Consider the following 22690-nt stretch of genomic DNA (forward strand, 5'->3'; position numbering starts at 1 on the left):
AACTCACCTTCTACTACTTCACGCTATTACGCGATCCGTAGATACTTGATTTCTTTCGTTTCGCCCAAGTAACGGATATCTCCATGCAGATACTTGGATAATATCCCTCTGCTCCCGTGCACATCCCGGTGTTCGGTATAGCCGCAGGAACAGTTGTAATTTCGGCTGGACGTCTTTTTTCTTTTTCCGCAACAAGGACATTGTTGGCTCGTATAGCTCTCATCTATCGTTTTCATGCTCGCTCCCTGTGCTTCAAGTTTGTATGCGAGCTGCTTCTGCAATTTGCCAAAGCTCCAGTTGGACAGCTTTTGGGTTACGATCTTTCTTTTCCTCTTTTTCGTGTTGCGCTGCACGCCCTCCACTTGGCCGACAATCGCCTCTTTGACCTCATTTTCTCTGCACCATTCTACGAATTGTCTTGTGGTTTTGTGGATGGCGTCATTTAGTTGGCGCTCGCTTTTGCTGAGTATGTATTTTTTTGCCCGGTTGTATTTTTTCCATTGCCGGCTGCCTTTGTGGCATTTGCTCATGAGCTTCTGGATCTCGGCCAGCTTCTTGTTCCTCAGCCGGTGAATGCTTCTTACTTTTCTTCCCGTGATGATGATCGACTTATTTTCCGTGGTCGTTGCCGTGATAGAATGAATTTCTCCCAGGTCAATGCCTGCGGTCTGGTTGCCTTGATTCTCCGCTGCCGCTTGTCCGTCATCGTAACTCATGGAAATCATCAGTTTTCGGTCATATACCAGTTCGATTTCCTTGATGTCCGCATCCGGCAAACCCGGGATGGTGATCTTGATGGGCTGCTGGCGCTTACCGCTTTGGATACCCAGACTTAAGTATATCGTGTTGCCCTTGATTTTGAATGCTTGGTCCACCCATTTGGTGTTGAAGTGTTTCTTCTTTTTGTAAGGGTATTTGGTGTGCAGACCTTGCTTTCTGGCTTGTTTTGCACCATCTCTGGCAAAGAGATATTTATGGCAAACCGCCTGTAAAGACTGGGAATGCAGAGGGAATTGATTTTTCAATGCCGCTTGAAGTTCCGTTCTCCCTATCCATTTCCATACCGCGTCGCCTCTGAGCTTAAACGTGTACGTTCTGCCGTCCTGCGAGACGGTCCACGACTTCGCCATGGCCGGTTCAATTTCGCCGTTCCTGCCGGTGCGCACCAGCCCTTCAAATACTCCGGTTATCACCTCTTCACTTGTGCTGTCGTTCGACAAAGCGGGGTCCAGCGAAATCGGACTGTAATACAGATTGAAACGGAAAATTTGCTCCCTCGGCGCGCCCCAGGCCCAAGAGGCTAAACAGATCGAAACGTCCATAAAGCATATCGCCGCGGGAATGATGATCTTGTTCTTCACTATACAGCATCTTTCCGGTTGTTAACGTTCTCAGAATAAACTCTATTACGATTTGGAAATATTGGCAATCCCAAAATCGGGAGACTCTATCGGAAGACTCTAATTAGAAGCGGAGCGCTTGCGGCTACCGGAGGAGATAGTGAAAATGGGGAGTTGTGCATGACATCATTGACGAACTTTTTAAGCTGTGATATATTTACCAAGTAACTATTAGTAAGTACATTAGTTTATTAAACTAATTTATTTTTGATTATTGAATGGAGGCATTATCTTATGAGCACACCCGTTTCGACGAATTCTTTTGCAGATGTGGTCCAAGCCCGCAGATCGGCTATGAATTTTGTGGAAGGCATCCAGATTCCGCAGAGCGAACTGGAAGAAATCTTCTCCCAAACCAGACTCGCTCCTTCGGCTTTCAATCTGCAGCACGCCCGTTATAAAGTCATTGCAGACCCGGCGCTTAAGGAGCAAATCCGCGAGAACGCCTACGGACAATACAAAATTCATACGGCCTCGGCAGTCATTGTCGTTCTGGGCGATATGCACGCCTACGAGCAGGCGCCGGAAATTTATGGCGGTCTCAAAATGCTGGGAGCGATGTCCCAGGAGGAGTATGACGGGACGATCGAGGCGATCAATCAGGCATACATAGGCAAAGAGGCCTTCCAGCACGACGAGGCGATCCGCAACGCTTCGCTGTCCGCCATGCAGTTCATGCTGATCGCCAAGGACAAGGGCTGGGATACATGCCCGATGATCGGATTCGACCCGGAGGCCGTCAAGCAAACACTCAACCTTCCGGACCACCTTGTTCCCGTGATGTTGATCACGATCGGCAAGGACAACCAGCGCAAGATCAGACCGCGCGGCTACCGCAAGCCGGTTGGCGAGTTCGTTGATTTTATGTAAGTGTGGTATGAAACAACCGCCCTCATGGCTTGCGCGTCAAGCCGGAGGGCGGTTTTTTTAGCCATAGTCCAAAAAAGAACCCCGCCATCCGGCGGGGCCAAGTGTTATCTTTGGGGGTCATGGATATAATATACTCCCGGATGCTTAAAGGTGCATGAAAGTGGGCTGAATGTTCGCTTAAACTGCTGCAAACTGGCTGTTGTACAGCCGGGCGTAATAGCCCTCCTGACGCAGCAGCTGGTCGTGTGTCCCGCTTTCCACAATGTCGCCGTCCTTCATAAACAGAATGAGGTCCGACTCGCGGATCGTGGACAGCCGGTGGGCGATGACAAAGCTGGTGCGTCCTTCCATCATTTTCAGGAACGCTCGCTGGATGCGGATTTCGGTACGGGTGTCAATGCTGCTGGTCGCCTCGTCCAAAATGAGCATCGGCGGGTCGGCCAGCATCACGCGCGCGATCGTAAGCAGCTGCTTCTGTCCCTGGGACAGATTGTCGCCGGAGCCGCTGATCACGGTATGGTAGCCCTCCGGCAGACGTTTGATGAAGCTGTGCGCGCTCACGGCCTTGGCGGCGGCGATGACTTCTTCATCGGTCGCCTCCGGCTTGCCGTAGGCGATATTGTCCTGGATGGTTCCCCCGAACAGCCATGTATCCTGAAGCACCATGCCGAAATTGCGGCGCAGGCTGTCGCGCGTCATCTCCTTGATATCCACTCCGTCAATCCGGATTGCCCCTTTATCGACATCGTAAAAACGCATCAGCAGATTAACCAGCGTCGTCTTGCCGGCTCCCGTCTGTCCGACGATGGCAACCCGGGTTCCGGGTTTGACTTCCAGGCTGAAGCCCGTAATCAAGGGCCGGGCGGAATCATAGGCAAACTTAACCTTGTCGAATACAATCGTCCCCTGCCCCGGCTTCCGGTCCACCGCATCCGGAGCGTCGGGCAATTCGGGCTCAAGGTCGAGAATCGCAAAGATACGCTGCGCCGAGGCGGTCGCCGACTGAAGCTGCGTAATGACGCCGGTGATTTCATTAAAAGGCTTGGCGAACAAATTGGAGTAGATTAGAAAGCCGGACAAATCCCCTACGCTCAAACGGCCCGCGATAATGACGATGCTGCCGATAATCGCGATAACGGAAAACGTAATGTTGTTGACCAGCCGGGTTGTAGGCCCGGACAAGGAGCCGTAGAATTGTGATTTGACTCCGGCCTGATACAGCTCCCCATTCAGCCCTGAGAAACGTTCAAAGGTGTTGTCCTCGTAATGGAAAGCCTGTACGACTTTTTGCCCGCCAACCATTTCTTCCACATAGCCGTTGAGGCTGCCGAGGATTTTGGCCTGGTCGCGGAAGAGCTGCTGCGAGCGCCTTGTAATGAACCGCGCCATATAGTACGAAGCAGGCGCGGACAAAAGCACGACCACGGTCATAAGCGGACTGATGTACAGCATGAGTCCGATGGTGCCGACGATGGTCACAACGCCGGTAAGCAGCGTCTGGAAGCCCTGCAGCAGACCGTCCGATACGGCGTCCATATCGTTGACGAACCGGCTGATCAGGTCGCCCTGCGGATGATTGTCATGGAACTTCAGCGGCAGGACATTCAGCTTGTCGAACAGCTCAGTACGCATCCCGTTCACCGTGCGGTAGGCGATCCGGTTCGTGAGATAGGTCAGCAGCCAGCCGCACAGACTTCCTGCGAGATATACGACCGCCAAGTCAAAGAGCAAACTCAGGAGCGCAGCGAAATCCACCTTCCCCTGCCCCGTCATATGGTCGATCGCCCGGGCGATCAGCAGCGGCCCGATCAGGCTGGCCGCCACATTGAGTATGGCGCTGAGCGCCGCCAGGACGGCGGAGCCTCTATACTGCACGGTGTAGACGATTAGTCTTTTCCAAACCTTCTTTCCGTTCATCGGACCGCCTCCTCGCTTGATAGCTGGGAGCTGCAGATTTCACGGTATACCTCGCAGCTGTGAAGTAAATCCTCATGCCGGCCGACGCCGGCAATCCGCCCGTCTTCGAGCACGATAATTTTGTCGGCCTGCCGCACGGTGCCGACCCGCTGGGAAACGACAAGCGTCGTCATCCCGGCGCGGGTCTCATTCAGCGCGCGGCGCAGCGCCGCGTCCGTGGCGAAGTCGAGCGCGCTGGAGGAATCGTCCAGAATGAGAATGTCCGGACGTCCGATCACCGCCCGCGCGATAGTCAGCCGCTGCTTCTGCCCGCCGGACAGGTTTAGTCCGCCGCGCGAAACCGCCGTATCCAAGCCTTCGGGCAGCTTGGAGATGAACTCCTCCGCCTGCGCGACAGCAGCGGCTACGCGGATTTCGTCTTCGGTCGCATCCGGTTTCCCCCAGCGGATGTTGCCCTCGATGGTGCCCGTAAAAAGCACCGCTTTTTGCGGGACGATGCCTATGGACTTCCTGAGCCGAAGAAGCGGATAGTCTTTGACGTTCACACCGTCCACCCGCACCTCGCCTGAGAAGGCGTCATAGAAGCGGGGAATCAGATTGACGAACGTCGATTTGCCCGAGCCCGTGCCGCCAATCAAACCTACGGTCTCCCCCCGCTCGATTTTCACGGAAATATCGTCCAGCGCAAGCTCTCCGGCACTGCTGTAACCGAAAGACACATGGTCGAACTCAATGGCGGGAATCCGGGCAGCAGACGCTGAAGAACCGTTCCGGCCCGCTTGAACGGCAGGGAATACAGCCGCTTCCCTTGTTTCGGCAACCGGCGGAACTGCCGGATGCTCCGGCTCCGTCACTGAACTGAACGCCGCCAGCACTTCGTTTACTCTGGCCAGTGACGAATTGGCTTTGGTGAATATAATTACCAAATTTGAGGTGACGATCAGCGCCAGCAATATCTGCGTGACATAGTTGATAAAAGCGATGATTTCCCCCTGCGAGAGCCGGCCCGCATTAATATGAATTCCCCCCGCCCAAAGAATCGCGAGGATGGAAGCATTGACCACCAGAGAGGTCAATGGGCTGAGCAGAGCGGAAATCCGGCCAACGCGCAAAGCCGTGGCCGTGACGTCGTCCGCAGCGGCGACGAAGCGCTCTTTTTCCTTGCGCCGTTTGGCGAAAGCGCGGATGACCCGGATGCCGGACAGATTCTCGCTCAGCACCTGGGCGATGCCGTCCAGCTTCTGCTGATACTTGCGGTACAGCGGCGACGAACGCGAAATGATCCAATACAGCAAAGCAGCAAAGACCGGCGCGGCAGCCAGCAGCACAAGCGACAACCGGAAGTCTAGGATCATAGACATAACGATCGCTCCAATGGCGATAAACGGCGCGCGTATCACAAGCCGGATCAGCATGGCAACCGCCAGCTGGAGCTGATTCACATCATTCGTGATCCGGTTGATCAGCGAAGGCGTGCCGAATTTGTCAAGTTCCGCGTAGGACAGCGAAGAAATATGCCGGAACATCGCATTGCGCAGCCTCGTGCCGAAGCCCTGCGACGCCCGGGCCGCCGAATACTGGCATACCATGGAGCAGGCGAAGCCAAGGATGGACATCAGCAGCATGAGCCCTCCCATCCGATATACATAAGCGGAGTTATGCGGTCCGATGCCCCGGTTCACCATCAGCGCGACGATGGTCGGCAGCAGCAGTTCAAGGATCGCCTCCAACAGCTTGAAAATCGGGCCGATAATCAGCTGTTTCCGGTAAGGCTTCAGAAACACGGTAATCTTATTCATTGCTTAGTCACATCCATCCGAGAAGAAATACGTTAAATATTTCACAAATAGTAAAAGGCCAGTTATGATTATGTCATAACTATTTCCATATTAATAATATTGGATTCGTATCGCTTCGATATGATTAACATATATCAAAAGGCGGAGATTCGTGATGGACATCAGACAGCTCAAATATTTTCTAACGATTGCGGAGGAAGGCCAGATTACATCGGCGGCGCGGAGGCTGCAAATGGCGCAGCCGCCGCTAAGCCAGCAGTTAAAACAGCTGGAAGAAGAGCTTGGCGTCAAGCTGGTGGAACGGGGACCGCGCAGCATCCAGCTTACGGACGCGGGGGTGATTTTGCGGAACCGGGCGCAGCAAATTCTTGATTTAGCCGATGCAACGACCAGGGAAATCGGCGATTATGTCAAGGGACTTACGGGGACGCTGTCCATCGGGACCGTCTCCTCCTCAGGCGCCGCCCTGCTGCAGGACCGGCTGTGCGAGTTCCACCGGACCTATGAAGGAGTCAAATTTGAAATTCATGAGGGCAACACGTTCAAGATCATCGACCTGCTGGGCAAGGGAATCGTGGAGCTCGGCATTGTGCGCACGCCGTTCAATCCGGCCAACCTCGAATGCCGCTATGCCGATTCCGAACCGATGATCGCCGTGATGAACCGGGAGCTTGATTTTAGCGCCGGCCAAACTATGGTTGACCTTGGCGAACTGAAAGACAAGCCCCTCATCATCTACCGGCGGTTCGAGCAGCTGATTACCGACGCCTGCCTGGAGCATGGCTTCGAGCCGCAGCTGTTCTGCATGAACGACGACGCCCGGACCACGCTGCTGTGGGCAAACGCAGGGCTTGGCATCGGCATTGTTCCTAAATCCGCTTTCGGGCTTGTAAGCAGCGGCAACCTGCTCTATAAAGAAATCAACAGCGACTCATTGCGCACGCGCATTGCCGCCATTATGATGAAGGGAAAATATGCGTCTACCCTGGCGACCAAGTTTTTCGAGAGTTTTGGTCAAGGGGAACGCTGAATGTAAGCCTTCAATTCCACTTTCGACAGGAGGAATACCCATGGCGCCTTTCATTGTTCTTATTGTTTCTTTCGTGCTGTTCCGTGCGCTCGGCCTGCTCGGCCTCACCCCTTTCGACGGCTGGCATCCGTCGCTTCAGGCGGCTGCGGCAGTCATGCTGCTGCTCACCGCTTCCGCCCACTGGGGAAAACGCAGAGCCGACTTGATCCGCATGGTTCCTTCCTCTTTTCCAAGGCCCGGGCTTATCGTTACCATTACCGGCTTGCTTGAGATTGCCGGCGCTGTCGGCCTTCTCTTTCCCGCCACTTCGCGGGCTGCGTCATGGTGTTTGACTGCGCTGCTGATCGCAATGTTTCCCGCCAATGTGCATGCTGCCAAAAAGAAGCTGACCATTGGCGGCAGGCCGGTTCCCGGACTGCCTGTCCGCACCCTGCTCCAGCTGGTGTTTATAGCAGCCGTACTGCTCGCGGGGTAAGGATTGGGGAAGCTCCCCTTGTTACGGTCCCGCGTCTTGGGGTACAACTGGTTTAGAAAAGGCTGGAACTGTGCTAAATTAATGAAAGCGAAATAACATTCATACAGAGGATAGGTGAAACCATTGCAGAATTTCGGATTCTCAAGAGTCGCGGCCGCTTCCCCTGAGCTTCGGGTTGCCGACTGTATATTTAATGCCGATAAAATTATGGAAGTTATTGAACAAGCGGACAAGCAGCAAGTGGAATACCTTGTTCTGCCGGAGCTATGCATCACTGGCTATACATGCGCGGATTTGTTCATGCAGCGCCGGCTGCTTGACTCCGCCTTGGAGGCGCTGCTCGCCATCGCCGGCAAGACCGCGGGCCTGAGCATGGTCGTGATTGCCGGCCTTCCCATCGAAATCAGAGGGCGGCTCTATAATTGCGCCGCCGTTATTCAGAATGGAAGCATTCTCGGGATTGTGCCGAAGACCTGCATTCCCGGATACAGCGAGTTCTACGAGCCCCGGTGGTTTGCCGGAGCCGAAGAACTGGAGACGGCGGAGTTCCGCATCGGGGGAGCTTCAGTTCCGATCGGCAGCGATCTCATGTTTGTCTGCGACGGAAATTCCAACCTTGTCTTCGGTGTGGAAATCTGCGAGGATCTGTGGGTTCCCGTTCCTCCGAGCAGCCGGCTGGCCCAGGCGGGAGCGGTGCTGCTGTTCAACCCGTCCGCCAGCAACGAGCTCGTCGGTAAGGCCGATTACCGGCGGCAGCTTGTCAGCAGCCAATCCGCGTCCTGCGTGGCGGGATACGTCTACGCCGGCAGCAATACCGGCGAATCGTCGACGGACGTCGTCTTCGGCGGCCATTCCATCATCGCCGAGAACGGACAGACGCTGGCGGAATCCGACCGGTTCACCCATGAGAGCCGGATCACCATCGCCGACATCGACATTCCGAAAATCCATTATTCCCGTATGATAATGGGAACCTTCCGGGGCGGCCGGGGCGGTGCCGATTACCGTGAGATTGCATTCGGCAATCCCGCCCGCCAGAGCGATTCGCCCCGGAAACTGGCCCGCAACGTGGTCACCAATCCCTTTGTTCCGGGCAATCCGCTGCAGCGGGACGAGCGCTGCCAGGAAATACTGTCGATCCAGACCTCCGGCCTGATGAAGCGCATCCGCCACATCGGCACCAAACAGGCAGTCATCGGCATTTCGGGCGGACTCGATTCCACACTCGCGCTGCTTGTCGCGGTAAAAGCGATGCAGCTTCTTGGACGCCCGGCGAGCGACGTGCTTGCCGTCACGATGCCCGGCTTCGGAACGACGAACCGGACGTATGATAATGCCGTCGGCCTGATCAAGGCCCTGGGCGCTTCGATGAAGGTCGTCGATATCAAGGCCGCCTGCTTGCAGCATTTCGCGGATATCGGGCATGACAAGGACGTTCACGATTTGACCTACGAGAACGTCCAGGCCAGGGAACGGACGCAGATTCTGATGGATCTCGCCAACAAGAACGGCGGCATCGTCATCGGCACCGGCGACCTGTCCGAGCTGGCCCTCGGCTGGTGTACCTACAACGGCGACCATATGTCCATGTACGGCGTCAATTCGGGAATTCCGAAGACACTGATCAAATATGCCGTCCAGTGGTACGCCGACCACGAGGCGGACGAAACCGCCGCCAAGTTCCTGTATGATATTATCGCCACGGGAATCAGTCCGGAGCTGCTGCCGCCTTCGCCGGATGGCGAAATCGCGCAGCTCACGGAAAATATTCTCGGACCTTACGATGTGCATGATTTCTACCTGTATCATATGCTAAGAACGGGCGCTCCGCCTGCAAAAATCCTATATCTTGCGGAGCATGCTTTCGGCGATACCTTCACAAGGGAACAGCTGGTACAGTGGATGCGCGTGTTCTACAGCCGCTTCTTCTCCCAGCAGTTTAAACGCTCCTGCCTGCCGGACGGCCCAAAGGTCGGCACCGTCAGCCTTTCCCCGCGCGGAGATTGGCGCATGCCGAGCGACGCTTCTGCCTCGCTCTGGCTGCGGGAAGTGGAAGAGCTGTAGGGCGGTACAATGGAACGAACGGATTGAAATTTTTTGCGGATTCTTTCGTCTTAAAGCAGTAAAAGGCGACTTCAGCCGAACAACGGCTGGATCGAAAAAGCGGCTGAAGCGGCTCAAAAGTGAGCACAGCTTCAGCCGCTTTTTATTGTCCATGCCATTCGCCTCATCAAGCCCTTGGTTATGAAAAGATACCCATGCTCAAATAACGCTCGCCCGAATCAGGCGCAATGCAGAGCACCCGCTTGCCGCTGCCCAGTCTTTCAGCCTCTCTCAAGGCGGTCCACACCGCCGCGCCGCCGGACGGGCCGATCAGAATTCCTTCCCTGGCCGACATGGCCCGGACGGTATTCAGGGCATCCTCGTCGGAGACCTGCACGATCTCCTCATACACATCCGTATTCAAAATGGTGGGAACGAATCCCGGGCTTGTCCCCACCAGCTTGTGCGGGCCCGGTTCTCCGCCGGATAATACCGGCGACCCCTTCGGCTCGACTACAAGAATGCGCAGCTCAGGCAGATGCTCCCGCAGCGTCTCTCCCGTGCCGGTGATGGTGCCGCCGGTTCCCGAGGTCGCCACAAATACATCCAGCTTACCCTCCATTTGCTCCAAAATCTCGATCGCCGTCGTTGTACGGTGGATGTCGGGATTGGCTTTGTTCTCGAATTGCTGCGGAATAAAGCTTCCTTCCGTTTGCTTCCCAAGCTCCAGCGCTTTGGCGATGGCTCCCGGCATCCGCTCGGCAGCGGGCGTAAGCACCACTTCCGCCCCGTACGCTTTCAGCAGATTGATCCGCTCCTTGGTCATATTGTCCGGCATGACCATAATCGCCCGGTATCCCTTGGCCGCGGCGTTCATCGCCAGCCCGATTCCCGTATTGCCGCTCGTCGGCTCGATAATGGTGCCGCCCGGTTTCAGGAGCCCGTCCTTCTCGGCCTGCAGGATCAGATTGTACGCTGCCCGGTCCTTTACGCTTCCGCTCGGATTGAACCGCTCAAGCTTGACGTACAGTTCCGCATCATTCGGTCCGGTCAGGCGGTTCAGCCGGACAACCGGGGTATCGCCGATCAGTTCCGAAATATTGTTGACTACTCTCGTCGACATAACAGACCTCCTTCGTTCCTACCCTGGAACATTGTACCGTGTTCAGAAAACGATGTCGAATGCCGCGGCTGCCGGTTGGTATAAAGCCGAATAAATAATAAACCCCCGGGATAACCCGAGGGTCCAGTCTGCCGAGACCAGCTCGGCAGCTATTTTATATCCAATTCATTTCACGCATCCTCTAATGATCGAACCGGCCCGGAAAGCCCGGCTGTATCCAACTGCTCCGGCTGTCCCAAGACTGGCGGCAAACTCCGTTCGCTGCTCAGCAACGCCCCATTTGCTGCCGCGCCCGGCTGCGAATTTGTGCTATTTGGAACAAATGTAAAAATGGAAAAGAGCACCTGGGACAGCTTTTTATAATTGCAGGCAAAAGCCAAGCCGAGTACAGCCTCCAACGTCACAATAAGTCCATAAGAATCGACGGCCGCGGGCACCAGCAGGATCAGCATCAGCAGCCCCAACCAGGGCAGCTTATGATTAAATAGCGCTTCAACATATTTGTTGATCCATAATACGGCGTTCATTCCGATATAGCTGACCAGCAAAACCCCCGCCCAAACCATGTAGACGTTGATCGAATACAGTTTGAAATGAGTGAGTAAAAAGATCAGGAACACATGAACGTACAAGAACAGAAAAGAATGTTTGCCGAAAAACAGCAGCGGGTTCTTCAAAGAATATTGCCGGATCGACCTGAACAGGGAAAACGACATAAACAGAAGTACCAGGGAAAGGAAAAAGTAACCTGGCGACATATTGTACTTTATCAGAAATTCCGTCTCCCTCGGGGTAAGAACATAAGCCGCCGCCAGACCACATGCCGCAGCTATACCGCAGATCAGATTCACCAGCCTGCCGCTCCGGTAGGCGAACACGCCAAGCAAAAATATCGAAAACCAGGGGACGAAAGTAAAATAAGTGTAATCCCCCTCCGGAATGAAGAATTGCTTGCCAGGAAAAGAAGGTACTTTTGCCGTAAATATAAAGTGCATGGCGAACAGGAAGACGCCCAATATCAGATACACGTAGCGGCCGGGCCTGAAATACTTTTCTAACAAAATAATGGCAAGTACGCTCATCGCCACGATTTGCGGCACATCCGAAACGGGATCCGACCAAATGAAGGGCCTCCACAAAGCGTTATAGGATAATCCAATGACAGCAAAGACGAAGTAAAAGGCAAGCAGCGGCAGGACGTTTTTCTTACTCTGGAAGATTGAAGTGATACCGGATACGGCGAAGAATAAGACAGGGGCCAACCCTCCGATTATTTGAAACGAGCGACTGCTTCCCGAAAAAACAAGACCGGTATGAGCCATAATCATCAGCAAACAGCTAAAGCCTTTCATCGCGTCCAATGAATAATCGTACTTTTTGTCCATCTCTCCACTCCTCTTACATCGTAATCTTTGTCAGTTGGCCCTCAAATCATAGTGCATCAAGTCCACCAGCCGATTCTTATGTAAGTGAAGTAATACTAACAGCTACATATTTTCGCATCAATAATACATTAGTGTAAAAAAAAGGGCACTCCGGAGTTATATACTTTCGTCCCTACTTCTCCAAATACCGGTCGAGCTCCGTTAGTGCCCGGTGGCGCGACAGATTAAAGGCAGGCCACTTGCCGTTCGTTTTTGCTAGATCCATGCGCTTAGTCCGCAATCCGCTGTCCATCATTCCGTTTTGGTTCCGGCTGAACTCGATGAGCCGAGGCACCGTGTCGCTCGACAACGTGATAAGATAAGCCGCATCGATCTTGCCGGTGGCTTCGTAGCGCGCGATATTTTTCCCCGCTATAATGGCATCCATTCCGATAAAATTCATGACCAGATAAGCCGCACCAATCAGCACAATATAGCATCTGGCCAGCGGAAAGCGCGAAAGGCCGATGCGCAGCGCCGTCACAATCAGCAGCAGACCCAGAAATATCATGAAGGCATGCACCAGAAACCGGATGGTCGTATAGCCGTAAGCCTCTTCGTAAAGGGCCAGCCGCGTATAAGCGGAATACAGCATCACCGCCGAGCAGCCCGTCAGAAGATAAAGCAGCCCGCGAATCGCCTTGTTCAGCTTCTCCGTCCCCTTGGTCCCCAGCAGCAGCAGCCCGAGCAGGATAACAAAATTGATGCCCGCTACCATAATCAGTTCGAAGAACCCTCTCCTTGCGTACTCCGCATAGGTGTCTCCCGATGGCAGCACGCCCTGCCAGGCGCCGAACAGATAAGAGAATTGCACGCAGACAAACAGCACATATACGGTGTTAACCGCAGTCAGTACGGTGGCTGCAATGATCGAATCGACCCGGAAATCCGGCCATTCAGTCTTGTTCGTTTGCTCCGGCCGCGCTAAGGCTACCGGAACCTCCTCTTCTTTAAGGGGAAACAGAAATCCCCGCAGGAGCCCGAAAAAAAACATCCCCAGGAGCAGCGCCCACAGCGTACGGGTCAAGCCTTCCACAAACGACACGTTGCTCAGCCATACCGGTATTTCCGACAGCACGCTGTGAAACACTCCGTCCGCCGAGGACAGCAGCAGCAGGACAACCAGCAGCAGCGGGAAGGAAATGCAGAGGCCAATCAGTACTTTACCGAGAACCTGCCTGTTCTTCCCTTCTTCCGATTGTCCGGAGGCTTTCTTGAAGACGTCAACGATGCGGGGCCACTGCCGCAGGTTCTGCGGAATCAGATGGTCGAGCGCCCCGAAGACAAGGGAGAACTGGTCATAAGCCGGTCTTCCGTCGCCGATCATATAAGCCAAATGCAAGAAGATCATCAAGGGAAGAACAAGCGTGTTCAAATGGTAAAAAAATTCATTGGCGAACAGGCCGAATGTCAAGGAAAGCAACAAGATAAAAGCCAGTCCCGCATATCCCGCCGCCGGGGGCTTGCGGATTTTATCCTTGGCAAAGCACAGCATGTAAGCGTAAAAAAGAACGGTGAACAGCGGATACGACACACCGTACCGGTTCCCCAGGAACAGATACTGGTGGATAACGGCCAGCGCAAAAGCAGCTGCCGGGAGCGCTAGGGAACGCGACGATTTGGTTGAAACTTCTTCGCTCATGGGAAATCCCTCCATTTTCTTACTTACTCCGTCTTATTTTAGATGATAAAATAAGAAGATAAAGAGAAATAAATGTAGATTTATTTCCTATTTTCAACGGAAGGATTGAACACGGATGAAGCTGCACGGCCAATACATGCGGATGCGTGCCCATTACGGCAGCGCCGATGAAGTCTCCATTACACTGGACGAGCTTGCGGAGGTGCTTGGCTGCACGCACCGGAATGCCCTGAATATTCTGGGCAAAATGGCGGGCAACGGCTGGGTGGCCTGGACGCCGAGCCGCGGACGCGGGCGCCGTTCCGTGCTGCGCTTTCTGACGCCCCGGGACGATGTCGCCGTCCAGTCGATGATGCAGGCCATGGGCCGCAAGGACGCCGTCTCGGCCGCGATGGAAGACATCCGTTCCCATGCGGGAGTCTCGGCGCTTCAGAATTCGCTGCAAAGCTGGCTGCTGGCCTACTCCGGCCATCACGCCGAAATGCGCAGAGACAGATACGCTCCGGCTGCCCATCCGCCAGCCGCTGCATACAATCGATCCCCTGCACATGAACCTGCTGGCCGAATCCTTTGTTTCCAGCCATGTATATGACGGGCTTGTCCGCAGGGGAGCCGGTGGCGAAGAGATTGTTCCAGGCATCGCGCATGCCTGGGAAACCGACGTGACACGGACGAACTGGACCTTCTACCTCCGCAAGGAAGTGCTTCTGCATAACGGCGCAATTCTTGACTCAAGCGATGTCGTCTACTCCTTCTCCCGCTTGATCCGGATGCCTCGTGGCAGGCTGTACAGCTTTATTTTGAGGGATATTGTTGAAGTAACGGCACTGAATCCGCTGACGGTGGGCTTCCGGCTCAAGACTCCGAACGAGCTGTTTCTTTCGTTTTTGTGCACGAGCCGGGCAGCCGTCGTTCCGCGGGAACCGGAGCGCACCCTGGAAGGGCGTTTCACCCAGAAGCCGGTCGGAACCGGCCCGTTCAAAATTGTGGAACTAAATGAAGGCTTGTGCGTGCTGGAGGCGTTTCCGTATTATTTTCAAGGGAGAGCGCAGCTGGACCGGGTGGAAATTCTGCATGTTCCCTGGGATACGGAGCCGTCTGCGGCGGATTCGGGGTTCCCTTTTCACATCATTCAGAATCCCCGGCCGGAAGAGTCGGCGGAATGGAGCCGGATTCACACCGAGACCTCCGTCCGCAAGTTCATTACCTGCAACACCAAAAAAGCGGGACCGCTGAGCGATCCCGCCGTCAGGGCGGATATTTTGTCTTGTCTGGGCAGGGTGGGCGAACCGGACAAAGGTCCCGGCGTTCCCGGCACGGATGGTACCCAGGGCGATCCTGGCGTTCCCCGTGCCGATTGTACCACGGGCGATCCTGGCGTTTCCGGCACGGATGGTGTCCCTGGCGATCCCGTTGCTTCGGGCCCCTCCGGTTCTTGCCCTCCCGCCGCCGCCGGAACAACCGCCTCGTTGTTCGGGCTCTCCCTGCGGATTGCCACGATCCCGCAGTACAAGGCGGACGCCGAGCTCGTCGCCGCGAGACTGGAGCGAAACGGCATTTCCGCGGCGATCGTCTCCGTGCCGCCGAAAGAGTTCAAGGGGCCGGTGCGGATGGAAGCCGACCTCATCCTGTTCTCCCTCGTCCGCGACCGGGACGAGCAGCTGAGGCTGTTCGATCTGTATCAGACGCTGGCGGAGCATGTCACGCCGCAGATCCGGGCGGAGATCGAAGCAGGGCTGCATCTGATCTCGCGCGAGTCCGGCCATGCGGCAAGGGCCGAGGCGTTCCGCCGAATCGAGGACAGGCTGATCGAGGAGCGGGAGCTGCATATTTTGTACGAAAAGCCGGTGGAAACCGCCTATCTGCCGTCTGTCCGGGGAGTCCGGTTCAACAGCCAGGGCTGGATCGATCTGCGGCATGTGTGGTTTCTGCAGCCCTGCTGAATTGCGGCTACTCGTCTGCTGAGCTCGTTATTTTGACGGCATCCCCTGCCCCAAGATGCATCTCTACCTTCCCCGCAGTGTGTTTGCCGACGAATTTGATACGGTTGTTGCCTTTGTCCAAGGTCACCATACTAACTCCGTCGCCGCTTCCCTCCGCAATCGTAACTGCCCGATCGCCCGGAGCCACCAGCACAACCTTGAATTCTCCCTTATCGACGGTCAGGGAATAGTCAATTCTGATGTCGGCTTTCTTCTTCACATCCAGAATCCAAATGGTATCCGTGCCGGAAAAACCTTCAAAGCCAATATCCGCTATCCGGGAAGTGGTTGAACCGGTCCGTAACAAATAGGAATATTGGTCGCCTTCCTGGACGATAGCGGCGCTGTTATTATACATTTGGTCCTTGTTGTAGGTCTGGTACTTGCCGCCGCCGATCAAGTCGCAGCCTGCCATAAGCAGTGCGGCGCTTATAGCGCCAACGGTTCCGAGCCGCCTGATGGTTAACATTGAAATCGCCTCCCAAAGCAGATTTCAATAATTTAACATTTCCTTGGTTCGCCGCCTATGACTTTTTCACCGTATCCACAGCGAGCAGCTTCATGACCGCCTGCCGGCAGGAATCCCTGTATTCGGAGTGAAGCTCATCCTGGCCGGTCATCAGCCACTGGATCAGGCAGCCATCGATGATGGAGCGGATGACCGGGGCGGTCTCCCGCACCGACAGGCGGGGGTCGAATACGCCCTCGCGCTGGCCGAGCTCCACAATTTCCGCGCTGATCCGCGCGCAGTTGCCATAGAAGCGGCTGTTGATTTCCCGGTACGCGGGGCTGCGGCTGGCCCTCGCCAGAAAGTCCAGATACACACGGTAGAAATCGCGGTTCTTCTCGGGCGATACGAAGACGGAATCGATATAGGCGGCCATTTTGTCCTCCGCCGTGGACTGTCCGTTTACCGCCGCGGATTCTTTTTCATAGATTTTGCCGGTCAGCCAGCTCAGCAGCTCCACAAGCACCGCCTCTTTGTTATCGAAATAATAATGAACGACACCTTTACTAACCTTCGCGCTATCCGCAATCGTCTGAAGCGTTACGGCGTCATACCCCTGTTCGGCGATGGCCTGAAAGGCTGCGTACAGAATTTGTTTGCGTTTTTCCTCGGACTTTTTGTAACGGACCATAGAGCACCCACCTGAAAATGAAAATATTGTATAAGAAATCATTGACATAAAAAAGTTGACCGGTCAGAATAAAAAATATAATGACAGCATGTGAATCATCGGCAAAATGTCACTATTGAGTTCTAGGCTTTACATACCCATTAAAAGGAGCGTATCACTATGTCCTCATCCTTTCAAGCCCTGTTTGTAGACAACACAGAGCCGTTCAGCGTCGCCGTCAAACCGGCTTCACTAAACGATCTGCCCGCAGGAGAAGTGGTCATCAAGGTTGCTTACTCCAGTGTGAATTACAAGGACGGTCTGGCCTCCATCCCGGACGGCAATATCGTCAAATCGTATCCTTTCGTCCCCGGCATCGATTTGTCCGGCGTGGTGGAATCCTCCGAGGATGAACGGTTCCAGCAAGGCCAGCCGGTACTGGTCACCGGATACGGACTCGGCGTGTCCCATTTCGGCGGTTACAGCGAATACGCCCGAGTCCCTGCGGACTGGGTCGTTCCGCTGCCAGACGGCCTGTCCCTGAAGGAAGCGATGATTTACGGCACGGCGGGCTTTACGGCGGCCATGTCCATTCAAGCGCTTGAAGATAACAGCACATCGCCGGATCAAGGCAAAGTGCTTGTCACGGGCGCATCCGGCGGCGTCGGCGGCGCGGCGGTCGCGATGCTGGCCAAGCGCGGCTACCAGGTTGTCGCGGGCACAGGCCGCACCTCGGAGAGCGGCTACCTGAAGCGGCTCGGCGCGGCCGAAGTGATCTCGAGAAGCGAGATCTATGACCCCGAAGCCAAGCAAAGACCGCTGGACAAGCAGCTCTGGCAGGCCGCCGTCGATCCGGTTGGCGGGAATCAGCTCGCGGCGATATTAAGCAAAATATCGTACCGGGGCTCGGTCGCCGTCAGCGGACTTACGGGCGGCACGAAGGTTCCGGCGACGGTGCTGCCGTTCATTCTGCGCGGCGTGAATCTGCTCGGCATCGACTCCGTCTTCTGCCCCGCCGAGCTGCGGCTCAAAGTGTGGGAACGGATGGCGACCGATCTGAAACCGGCGGATCTGGAAACACTTGTCGACCGTGAGGTGACGTTGGCTGAGCTGCCGCAGGCGCTCGCCGATATCCTGAAATCAAACACGCGCGGCCGGGTGCTGGTGAAAGTGTCCTGAACGAACGGCGGAACTGCCGGGTAAACTGAATTTCGGCTCCAAAAAATGACCTCATCCTCCACAAGATCGTGGTTTTTGAGGTCATTTTTGGATTGTTCCCATCTAATATAGACTCGTTGGGGACCAGTCTCTTTTACTTGATGATGCTGACTTCCGAATCCAGTCTCCAGCCCGTGCCTTTCACAAATCGAAACGGCGCATCGATGATGGTATGCTCGGCTTCGCCTTGCGGAACGTCGAACCGGAACGTCTTGGCCTCGGCACCATCTGTAAGCAAGCTTGCTTTCGCCTTGGTCCAATCCCGCAGACTGCCTCCATCGGCATTCGGCTGGGCGAGGCGTCCGCCGACTATGGCGAGACTGCCGCTTTGCGTCTGGCTGTTCCAGTACTGCTGGACTTTCTCCGGCGTGTAGACCTCCTTCAGATAAGCGAACAGCTTCTCTTTGGTGGAGAGATCCTCGCCTAGCCACCGGTAATGGTCGCCCTTGCCCGGAATGGAGAATTCCCGGATCTCTCCTTCCTTCACCGCTTTGCCGCCGCTCATGATATGCCAGTAATGGGCCGCCGCTTTGGCTGCCAGGCTTACGGCATCGGCGGAACCGAATGCGGGAACGCCGTCTTTTTTGACGGGAACGCCGCTTCTCGGCAGTTCACGGTCGGAGGACAGCGCTGCGATGACCCAGCTTCCGTTCTCTTTTTCAAGGGAAAGCGTGAGCTGCACCGAAGGCTCGGAACCAGTAGAAGTCGCCGTATCCAGTCTCAGCTCGATCTGCTCCTTGCTGCTGCCGATTACTGTGTCCTTAGTCACTTCCCATTTGGTGATCCAGGGACTGGAGACGCCGGTAACCCAGTTGAGCTCCTTGAACACGGGATACATTGTCTTTTTCAGTGCGTCCGAGAAGGTCGCATACTGAATCGAGGCGCTGCGGCGCTGCAGTCCGAAGGCATAAAGCTCCGCTGCCTGTCTCGCATCGGTCAGCACGAGAGCCATGGCCGGAGCCGCCTGCTGAGTTTGATTAAAGGAAAAGGAAAGCGAGTTTTTCAGAGTGGCCAAAATTTTACGCGCCATTCGGTAATCCGAGCTGTTCGGCATCTTGGTATAAGGCGTTTCTCCGGACTTGTGCAGCGCGTATACGCTTCCGTTCAGGCTGCCGAGCGCAGTATATACTCCGCTTTCCGTATCATCCATCCATTTTGCGCTGTCAATCGCCTCGATGGTGAACAGCAATTCTTTTTGCAGCAATTGGCTCTCCGGAACGTAATACACAAGAGTTTGCTTGTCTTTCTCGGCGAATTGAAGCCGGTTCTTCCAATCGTTCGGCAGGCGAAGGGTGTACACGGCGTTCTTGTACGTAAACGTTTTGGAAGCGGAGGCGATTGCGGCGGCTTGCCCAGGTCCTAAGCCCTTAGCCGATGCATGGTTAGGGATGCCGATGGTGATGCCTGATAAGAGCAGCGTTCCCACGAGAACTCCTGCCGTCAGCTTGCGGGTCAGAGGGGTGGTCATAGTCTGTCGCTCCTTCTGCATGAATGGGATCAATTCCATTATTTTCTTCTCCAACTTGAAAACGTATATTCAGCGGCAAATGTTGCAATCGGGCTGCCAAAATAGTCCAGTTCCCCGCACCGGCATTGTACTCAGCCTTTAGAGCTGCTGCGGATCTTGATGAACAAATGCTGAAAGTCAACTTCCATCAGAATAAGAGAAAGCATAATAAGCATTCCTCCAATAAACAGATTAATTGTCAATGCCTCAAAACCAAAAGCAACTGAAAAGACACTTCCAAAAACTCCTTCAAGCATCATAATCAGTCCGGCAGATGTCGCAGAGGTATGCTTTTGTGCTAAAATTTGAATCGTTTGGGCGACAAATGAACACATGATTCCTATGTACAACAATGGGATTATGGCAGCCGACCAATTGATATCCGCAAGCTGTTCCGTCTCTACGCAAAGGAAAAAAACCAATCCGCCGATGGATTGTACCGCCGCAAGCATAAAGGCCACAATACTTACATCCGTTGTTCTTGCTCCATAGCTGAGATATACAATCGAGCCGGCATAAAACAGCGCACAAAGAAGAGAGTATGCATCACCTTTATTTATAGTTAATGCCTGGTCTAATACTCCAGTTAGTATTCCCATGCCAAGCATACATAACAAAATGGAAGTAAAGCTTTTTACTTGGAGCCGCTTTCGATATATAGCCCAGGCTATGAAAGGGACAATTACGACATATGTCGCTGAAATAAAAGCGTTATTGGATGGAGTGGTGTACTTGACACCAATGGTTTGCGTGAGATATCCGCCAAAATTAAGCAATCCGGCAATCAAACCGATTTTAAATTCCTTAAAGGTCATTTTAAATATCTTTTTATTAAAGAAAATAAGCACGAGAACAACAAAGAGGAAGCCCCGAAAAAAGTTTATGAATCCTGCAGACGTGTTTGCGTCCAGCGCTATTTTGGTTACCACAAACCCGGAACCCCAAAGTAAAGAAATGGACAACAGCAGGACATTTGCCATGGATTTTGTCATTTTCATGTACTAACTCTCCTCTTCTATATAAAAAAATCCCGCCTCATTAAGAGACAGGATTAATCCGCTCTTCTATTGTTTTCATTAAATACCCAACGTCTACCAACATACTACACGAACTTCATGCGGTCAACCGGAAATCATGGATGTGAGCTCAGCTTAGTCCCCGGGTAGATCCGGCAAAATAGTCCAGCCCCATCGCCTCCCGCACCTCCAGCATCGTCTCGCGCGCAATCGCGCGGGCGCGGGACGTGCCGCTCATCAGCAGATCGTCCACTTCCTTGGGGCGGGCCGCATAATGCGCCCTGCGCTCCGCCATGGGCTCCAGCAGATGTGCGATGGCTTGTACGGCGCGCCGTTTGCATTCCGCGCAGCCGATCGCGCCCTTGCGGCATTCCTCGCCGATCTCTTCCGCGCCTTCCGGCCGGAAGCAGCGGTGATACTCATAGACCGGGCAGATGTCCGGATGCCCCGGGTCGCCCTTGCGTACGCGGGAAGGGTCGGTCACCGCTTTGCGCATCTTCATCTCCAGCTCCTCCCGCGAGGAGTCGAGAAGAATCGCGTTGCCGAGACTCTTGCTCATCTTGGCGCTTCCATCCGTTCCCACCAGCCTCGGGGTATCGCCGACAAGCGCCCGGGGCAAAGTCAGCACGGGCCGGTACAGTTCGTTAAACCGGCGGACGATTTTGCGGGTTAATTCGATAAGGGGAAGCTGGTCCTCTCCCACCGGAATAATCGTCGCCTTGCAGAACGTAATATCCGCCGCCTGGCTGACGGGATAACCGAGAAATCCGTAATACATTTCATCTCCGCCGCCGCTTTGCGCTTCCGATTTGATGGTCGGGTTATGGCGCAGACTGTTCACGGTAACGAACATGGAATAGAACTGGGTCAGCTCGGCGATTTCCGGAATCATCGACTGGACGAAGATGGTCGCCCGCCCGGGGTCGATCCCCGCCGCCAAATAGTCCAGAGCGATCTCCCGCAGATGCGTACGAATCAGCCCGGGCTGTTGAAAATGGGTGGTCAGCGCCTGAACATCGGCCAGCATAATAAAAGTGTCGTACCGGTGCTGAAGTTCTACCCGGTTCTTAAGGGTTCCTGCGTAATGGCCCAGATGCAGCTTTCCGGTCACGCGGTCCGCTGTTAATACTCTCTCTTGATTCATTTTTCATTCTCCTTTTTCGGTATATTGTCAACCTTAGCCATCGCCACCAGCCGCCATCCAAGGCCATCACCCCCTTTCAAAATCTCCCCGAAAACTTTTTATCAACAAAAAAAGCCCCGTCCTCATAAGGACGAGACTGCTCGTTGTGCCACCTTAAATCGACCGTCCTCCCGGCATAGCTGCTCGGAATCGGCGGTTCGCGTTAGACGGTGCGGAATGGGCGATACACGCCTCTTCGATACCGTTCCCTCTGATAACGGCGGGAAACCCGGCATATCCCTACGACCGGCGGGCCGGGCTCGGGACAGCAACTCGGAAGGCCATTCAATCGTATGCGGAACACCGGCTCGCAGCCACCGCCGGCTCTCTGCAAATTCCTGTCATACGTCTACTTACCCTTCGTCTTCGTTGATTCATTCTGCACTTGCTTCTTGTTCTCATTGTAAATGCGTACTTCCATCAGGTCAACGCAGCAATTTGTGAACGGGAATCTCCAGCACAACTTTGCCGATCAGCTTATCCTTCGAGACAAAGGGCGTGTCCCATAAATGCGCGTCGAAGCTGATATTCCGGTTGTCCCCCAGAAAAAAATAGTGATCGTCGGGAACCGTAACCGGTCCGAAGGAGTAATCCATCTTTACTTTAAGGTATGATTCGTCAGCCTTAACCCCGTTGCGGTACAGCGCGCCGTCCTTGATCTGCACGACATCTCCAGGGAGTCCGATCAGCCGTTTGACGTACAGCTTCGTCTCGCCGGCGATGGGAGGATGGAACACGACGATGTCCCCATGCTTTAGCGAGGTGGCCCACAGCATTTTGTCCACAATCAGCCGGTCTCCCACCTGGATGGTCGGAACCATCGACTCTGTCGGGACGCTCATCGCTTCGGCCACATAGCTGCGGACCAGCAAAGAAAGGACAACGGCAATCAGCAGCGTAGGCACCCAATCTTTAATCACTTTGGTTAGTTTGTTCAATTCAT

At 54.5% G+C, this 22690-nt stretch carries 19 protein-coding genes; 7 read left to right on the plus strand and 12 right to left on the minus strand.

Features of this window, described 5'->3' with window-relative positions; genetic code table 11:
• Positions 1-26: 26 nt before the first annotated feature.
• Positions 27-1361 carry an RNA-guided endonuclease InsQ/TnpB family protein gene (locus EH198_RS12520; RefSeq protein WP_124695883.1) on the minus strand — a complete coding sequence of 445 codons (1335 nt, stop codon included), beginning with the start codon at positions 1359-1361 and terminating at the stop codon, positions 27-29.
• 273 nt (positions 1362-1634) lie between these two features.
• Here EH198_RS12520 and EH198_RS12525 point away from each other — a divergent pair, with 273 nt between their 5' ends.
• Positions 1635-2270, plus strand: coding sequence for a nitroreductase family protein (locus EH198_RS12525; RefSeq protein WP_124695884.1), 636 nt, complete (start codon positions 1635-1637; stop codon positions 2268-2270).
• A gap of 177 nt (positions 2271-2447) precedes the next feature.
• On the opposite strand, the gene EH198_RS12530 is transcribed toward EH198_RS12525, so the two are convergent.
• Together EH198_RS12530 and EH198_RS12535 are read right to left on the minus strand one after the other, a co-directional pair.
• Positions 2448-4187 carry an ABC transporter ATP-binding protein gene (locus EH198_RS12530; protein ID WP_124695885.1) on the minus strand — a complete coding sequence of 580 codons (1740 nt, stop codon included), beginning with the start codon at positions 4185-4187 and terminating at the stop codon, positions 2448-2450.
• On the minus strand, positions 4184-5986 hold the full coding sequence (locus EH198_RS12535; protein ID WP_124695886.1) for an ABC transporter ATP-binding protein: 1803 nt from the start codon (positions 5984-5986) through the stop codon (positions 4184-4186). The genes EH198_RS12530 and EH198_RS12535 overlap by 4 nt, the downstream gene beginning before the upstream one ends.
• 154 nt (positions 5987-6140) lie before the next feature.
• Between EH198_RS12535 and EH198_RS12540 the strand changes: the two genes are divergently transcribed.
• The 3 genes from EH198_RS12540 to EH198_RS12550 all read left to right on the plus strand — a co-directional run bounded on the left by EH198_RS12540 (position 6141) and on the right by EH198_RS12550 (position 9555).
• Entirely contained in the window at positions 6141-7016 is an 876-nt protein-coding gene (locus EH198_RS12540; RefSeq protein WP_124695887.1) for a LysR family transcriptional regulator, read from the plus strand.
• Between the two features lie 40 nt (positions 7017-7056).
• Positions 7057-7491 (plus strand): DoxX family protein, encoded by a 435-nt coding sequence (locus EH198_RS12545; protein WP_124695888.1) that lies wholly within the window; start codon positions 7057-7059, stop codon positions 7489-7491.
• Between the two features lie 114 nt (positions 7492-7605).
• Positions 7606-9555, plus strand: coding sequence for an NAD(+) synthase (locus EH198_RS12550; RefSeq protein WP_246014251.1), 1950 nt, complete (start codon positions 7606-7608; stop codon positions 9553-9555).
• Positions 9556-9733: 178 nt separating this feature from the next.
• Here EH198_RS12550 and cysK read toward each other — a convergent pair whose 3' ends face one another.
• The 3 genes from cysK to EH198_RS12565 all read right to left on the minus strand — a co-directional run bounded on the left by cysK (position 9734) and on the right by EH198_RS12565 (position 13723).
• Entirely contained in the window at positions 9734-10657 is a 924-nt protein-coding gene (gene cysK / locus EH198_RS12555) for a cysteine synthase A (protein ID WP_124695890.1), read from the minus strand.
• A 170-nt stretch (positions 10658-10827) separates the two neighbouring features.
• Complete coding sequence (locus EH198_RS12560) at positions 10828-12042, minus strand: hypothetical protein (RefSeq protein ID WP_124695891.1); 1215 nt, start codon at positions 12040-12042, stop codon at positions 10828-10830.
• 172 nt (positions 12043-12214) lie between these two features.
• Positions 12215-13723 carry a DUF4153 domain-containing protein gene (locus EH198_RS12565; protein ID WP_124695892.1) on the minus strand — a complete coding sequence of 503 codons (1509 nt, stop codon included), beginning with the start codon at positions 13721-13723 and terminating at the stop codon, positions 12215-12217.
• Between the two features lie 115 nt (positions 13724-13838).
• On the opposite strand from EH198_RS12565, the gene EH198_RS25145 reads away from it, so the two are divergent.
• Together EH198_RS25145 and EH198_RS25150 are read left to right on the plus strand one after the other, a co-directional pair.
• On the plus strand, positions 13839-14315 hold the full coding sequence (locus tag EH198_RS25145; protein WP_246014253.1) for an SgrR family transcriptional regulator: 477 nt from the start codon (positions 13839-13841) through the stop codon (positions 14313-14315).
• A complete protein-coding gene (locus tag EH198_RS25150) occupies positions 14272-15666 on the plus strand; it encodes an ABC transporter substrate-binding protein (protein WP_246014255.1) in 1395 nt (464 codons plus the stop codon). Before EH198_RS25145 ends, EH198_RS25150 begins: the two co-directional genes overlap by 44 nt.
• A gap of 7 nt (positions 15667-15673) precedes the next feature.
• Here EH198_RS25150 and EH198_RS12575 read toward each other — a convergent pair whose 3' ends face one another.
• Positions 15674-16174, minus strand: a complete 501-nt coding sequence (locus tag EH198_RS12575; RefSeq protein WP_124695893.1) for a hypothetical protein — start codon at positions 16172-16174, stop codon at positions 15674-15676.
• Positions 16175-16229: 55 nt separating this feature from the next.
• Positions 16230-16844: a TetR/AcrR family transcriptional regulator gene (locus EH198_RS12580; RefSeq protein WP_124695894.1), complete on the minus strand. Its 615-nt coding sequence runs from the start codon at positions 16842-16844 to the stop codon at positions 16230-16232.
• A gap of 159 nt (positions 16845-17003) precedes the next feature.
• Between EH198_RS12580 and EH198_RS12585 the strand changes: the two genes are divergently transcribed.
• A complete protein-coding gene (locus tag EH198_RS12585) occupies positions 17004-18002 on the plus strand; it encodes an acrylyl-CoA reductase family protein (RefSeq protein ID WP_124695895.1) in 999 nt (332 codons plus the stop codon).
• Positions 18003-18135: 133 nt separating this feature from the next.
• On the opposite strand, the gene EH198_RS12590 is transcribed toward EH198_RS12585, so the two are convergent.
• The 4 genes from EH198_RS12590 to lepB form a co-directional block, all read right to left on the minus strand.
• Positions 18136-19509, minus strand: coding sequence for a DL-endopeptidase inhibitor IseA family protein (locus EH198_RS12590; protein WP_185702861.1), 1374 nt, complete (start codon positions 19507-19509; stop codon positions 18136-18138).
• A 131-nt stretch (positions 19510-19640) separates the two neighbouring features.
• Positions 19641-20546: a DMT family transporter gene (locus tag EH198_RS12595; RefSeq protein ID WP_124695897.1), complete on the minus strand. Its 906-nt coding sequence runs from the start codon at positions 20544-20546 to the stop codon at positions 19641-19643.
• Positions 20547-20694: 148 nt separating this feature from the next.
• Positions 20695-21708 (minus strand): tryptophan--tRNA ligase, encoded by a 1014-nt coding sequence (trpS, locus tag EH198_RS12600; protein WP_124695898.1) that lies wholly within the window; start codon positions 21706-21708, stop codon positions 20695-20697.
• Between the two features lie 464 nt (positions 21709-22172).
• The gene (gene lepB / locus EH198_RS12605; protein ID WP_124695899.1) at positions 22173-22685 is read right to left on the minus strand and encodes a signal peptidase I; all 513 of its coding nucleotides are present in this window, start codon (positions 22683-22685) and stop codon (positions 22173-22175) included.
• Positions 22686-22690 lie beyond the last annotated feature (5 nt).

This window comes from Paenibacillus rhizophilus (assembly GCF_003854965.1).
GTDB classification, from domain to species: Bacteria; Bacillota; Bacilli; order Paenibacillales; family Paenibacillaceae; genus Paenibacillus_AQ; species Paenibacillus_AQ rhizophilus.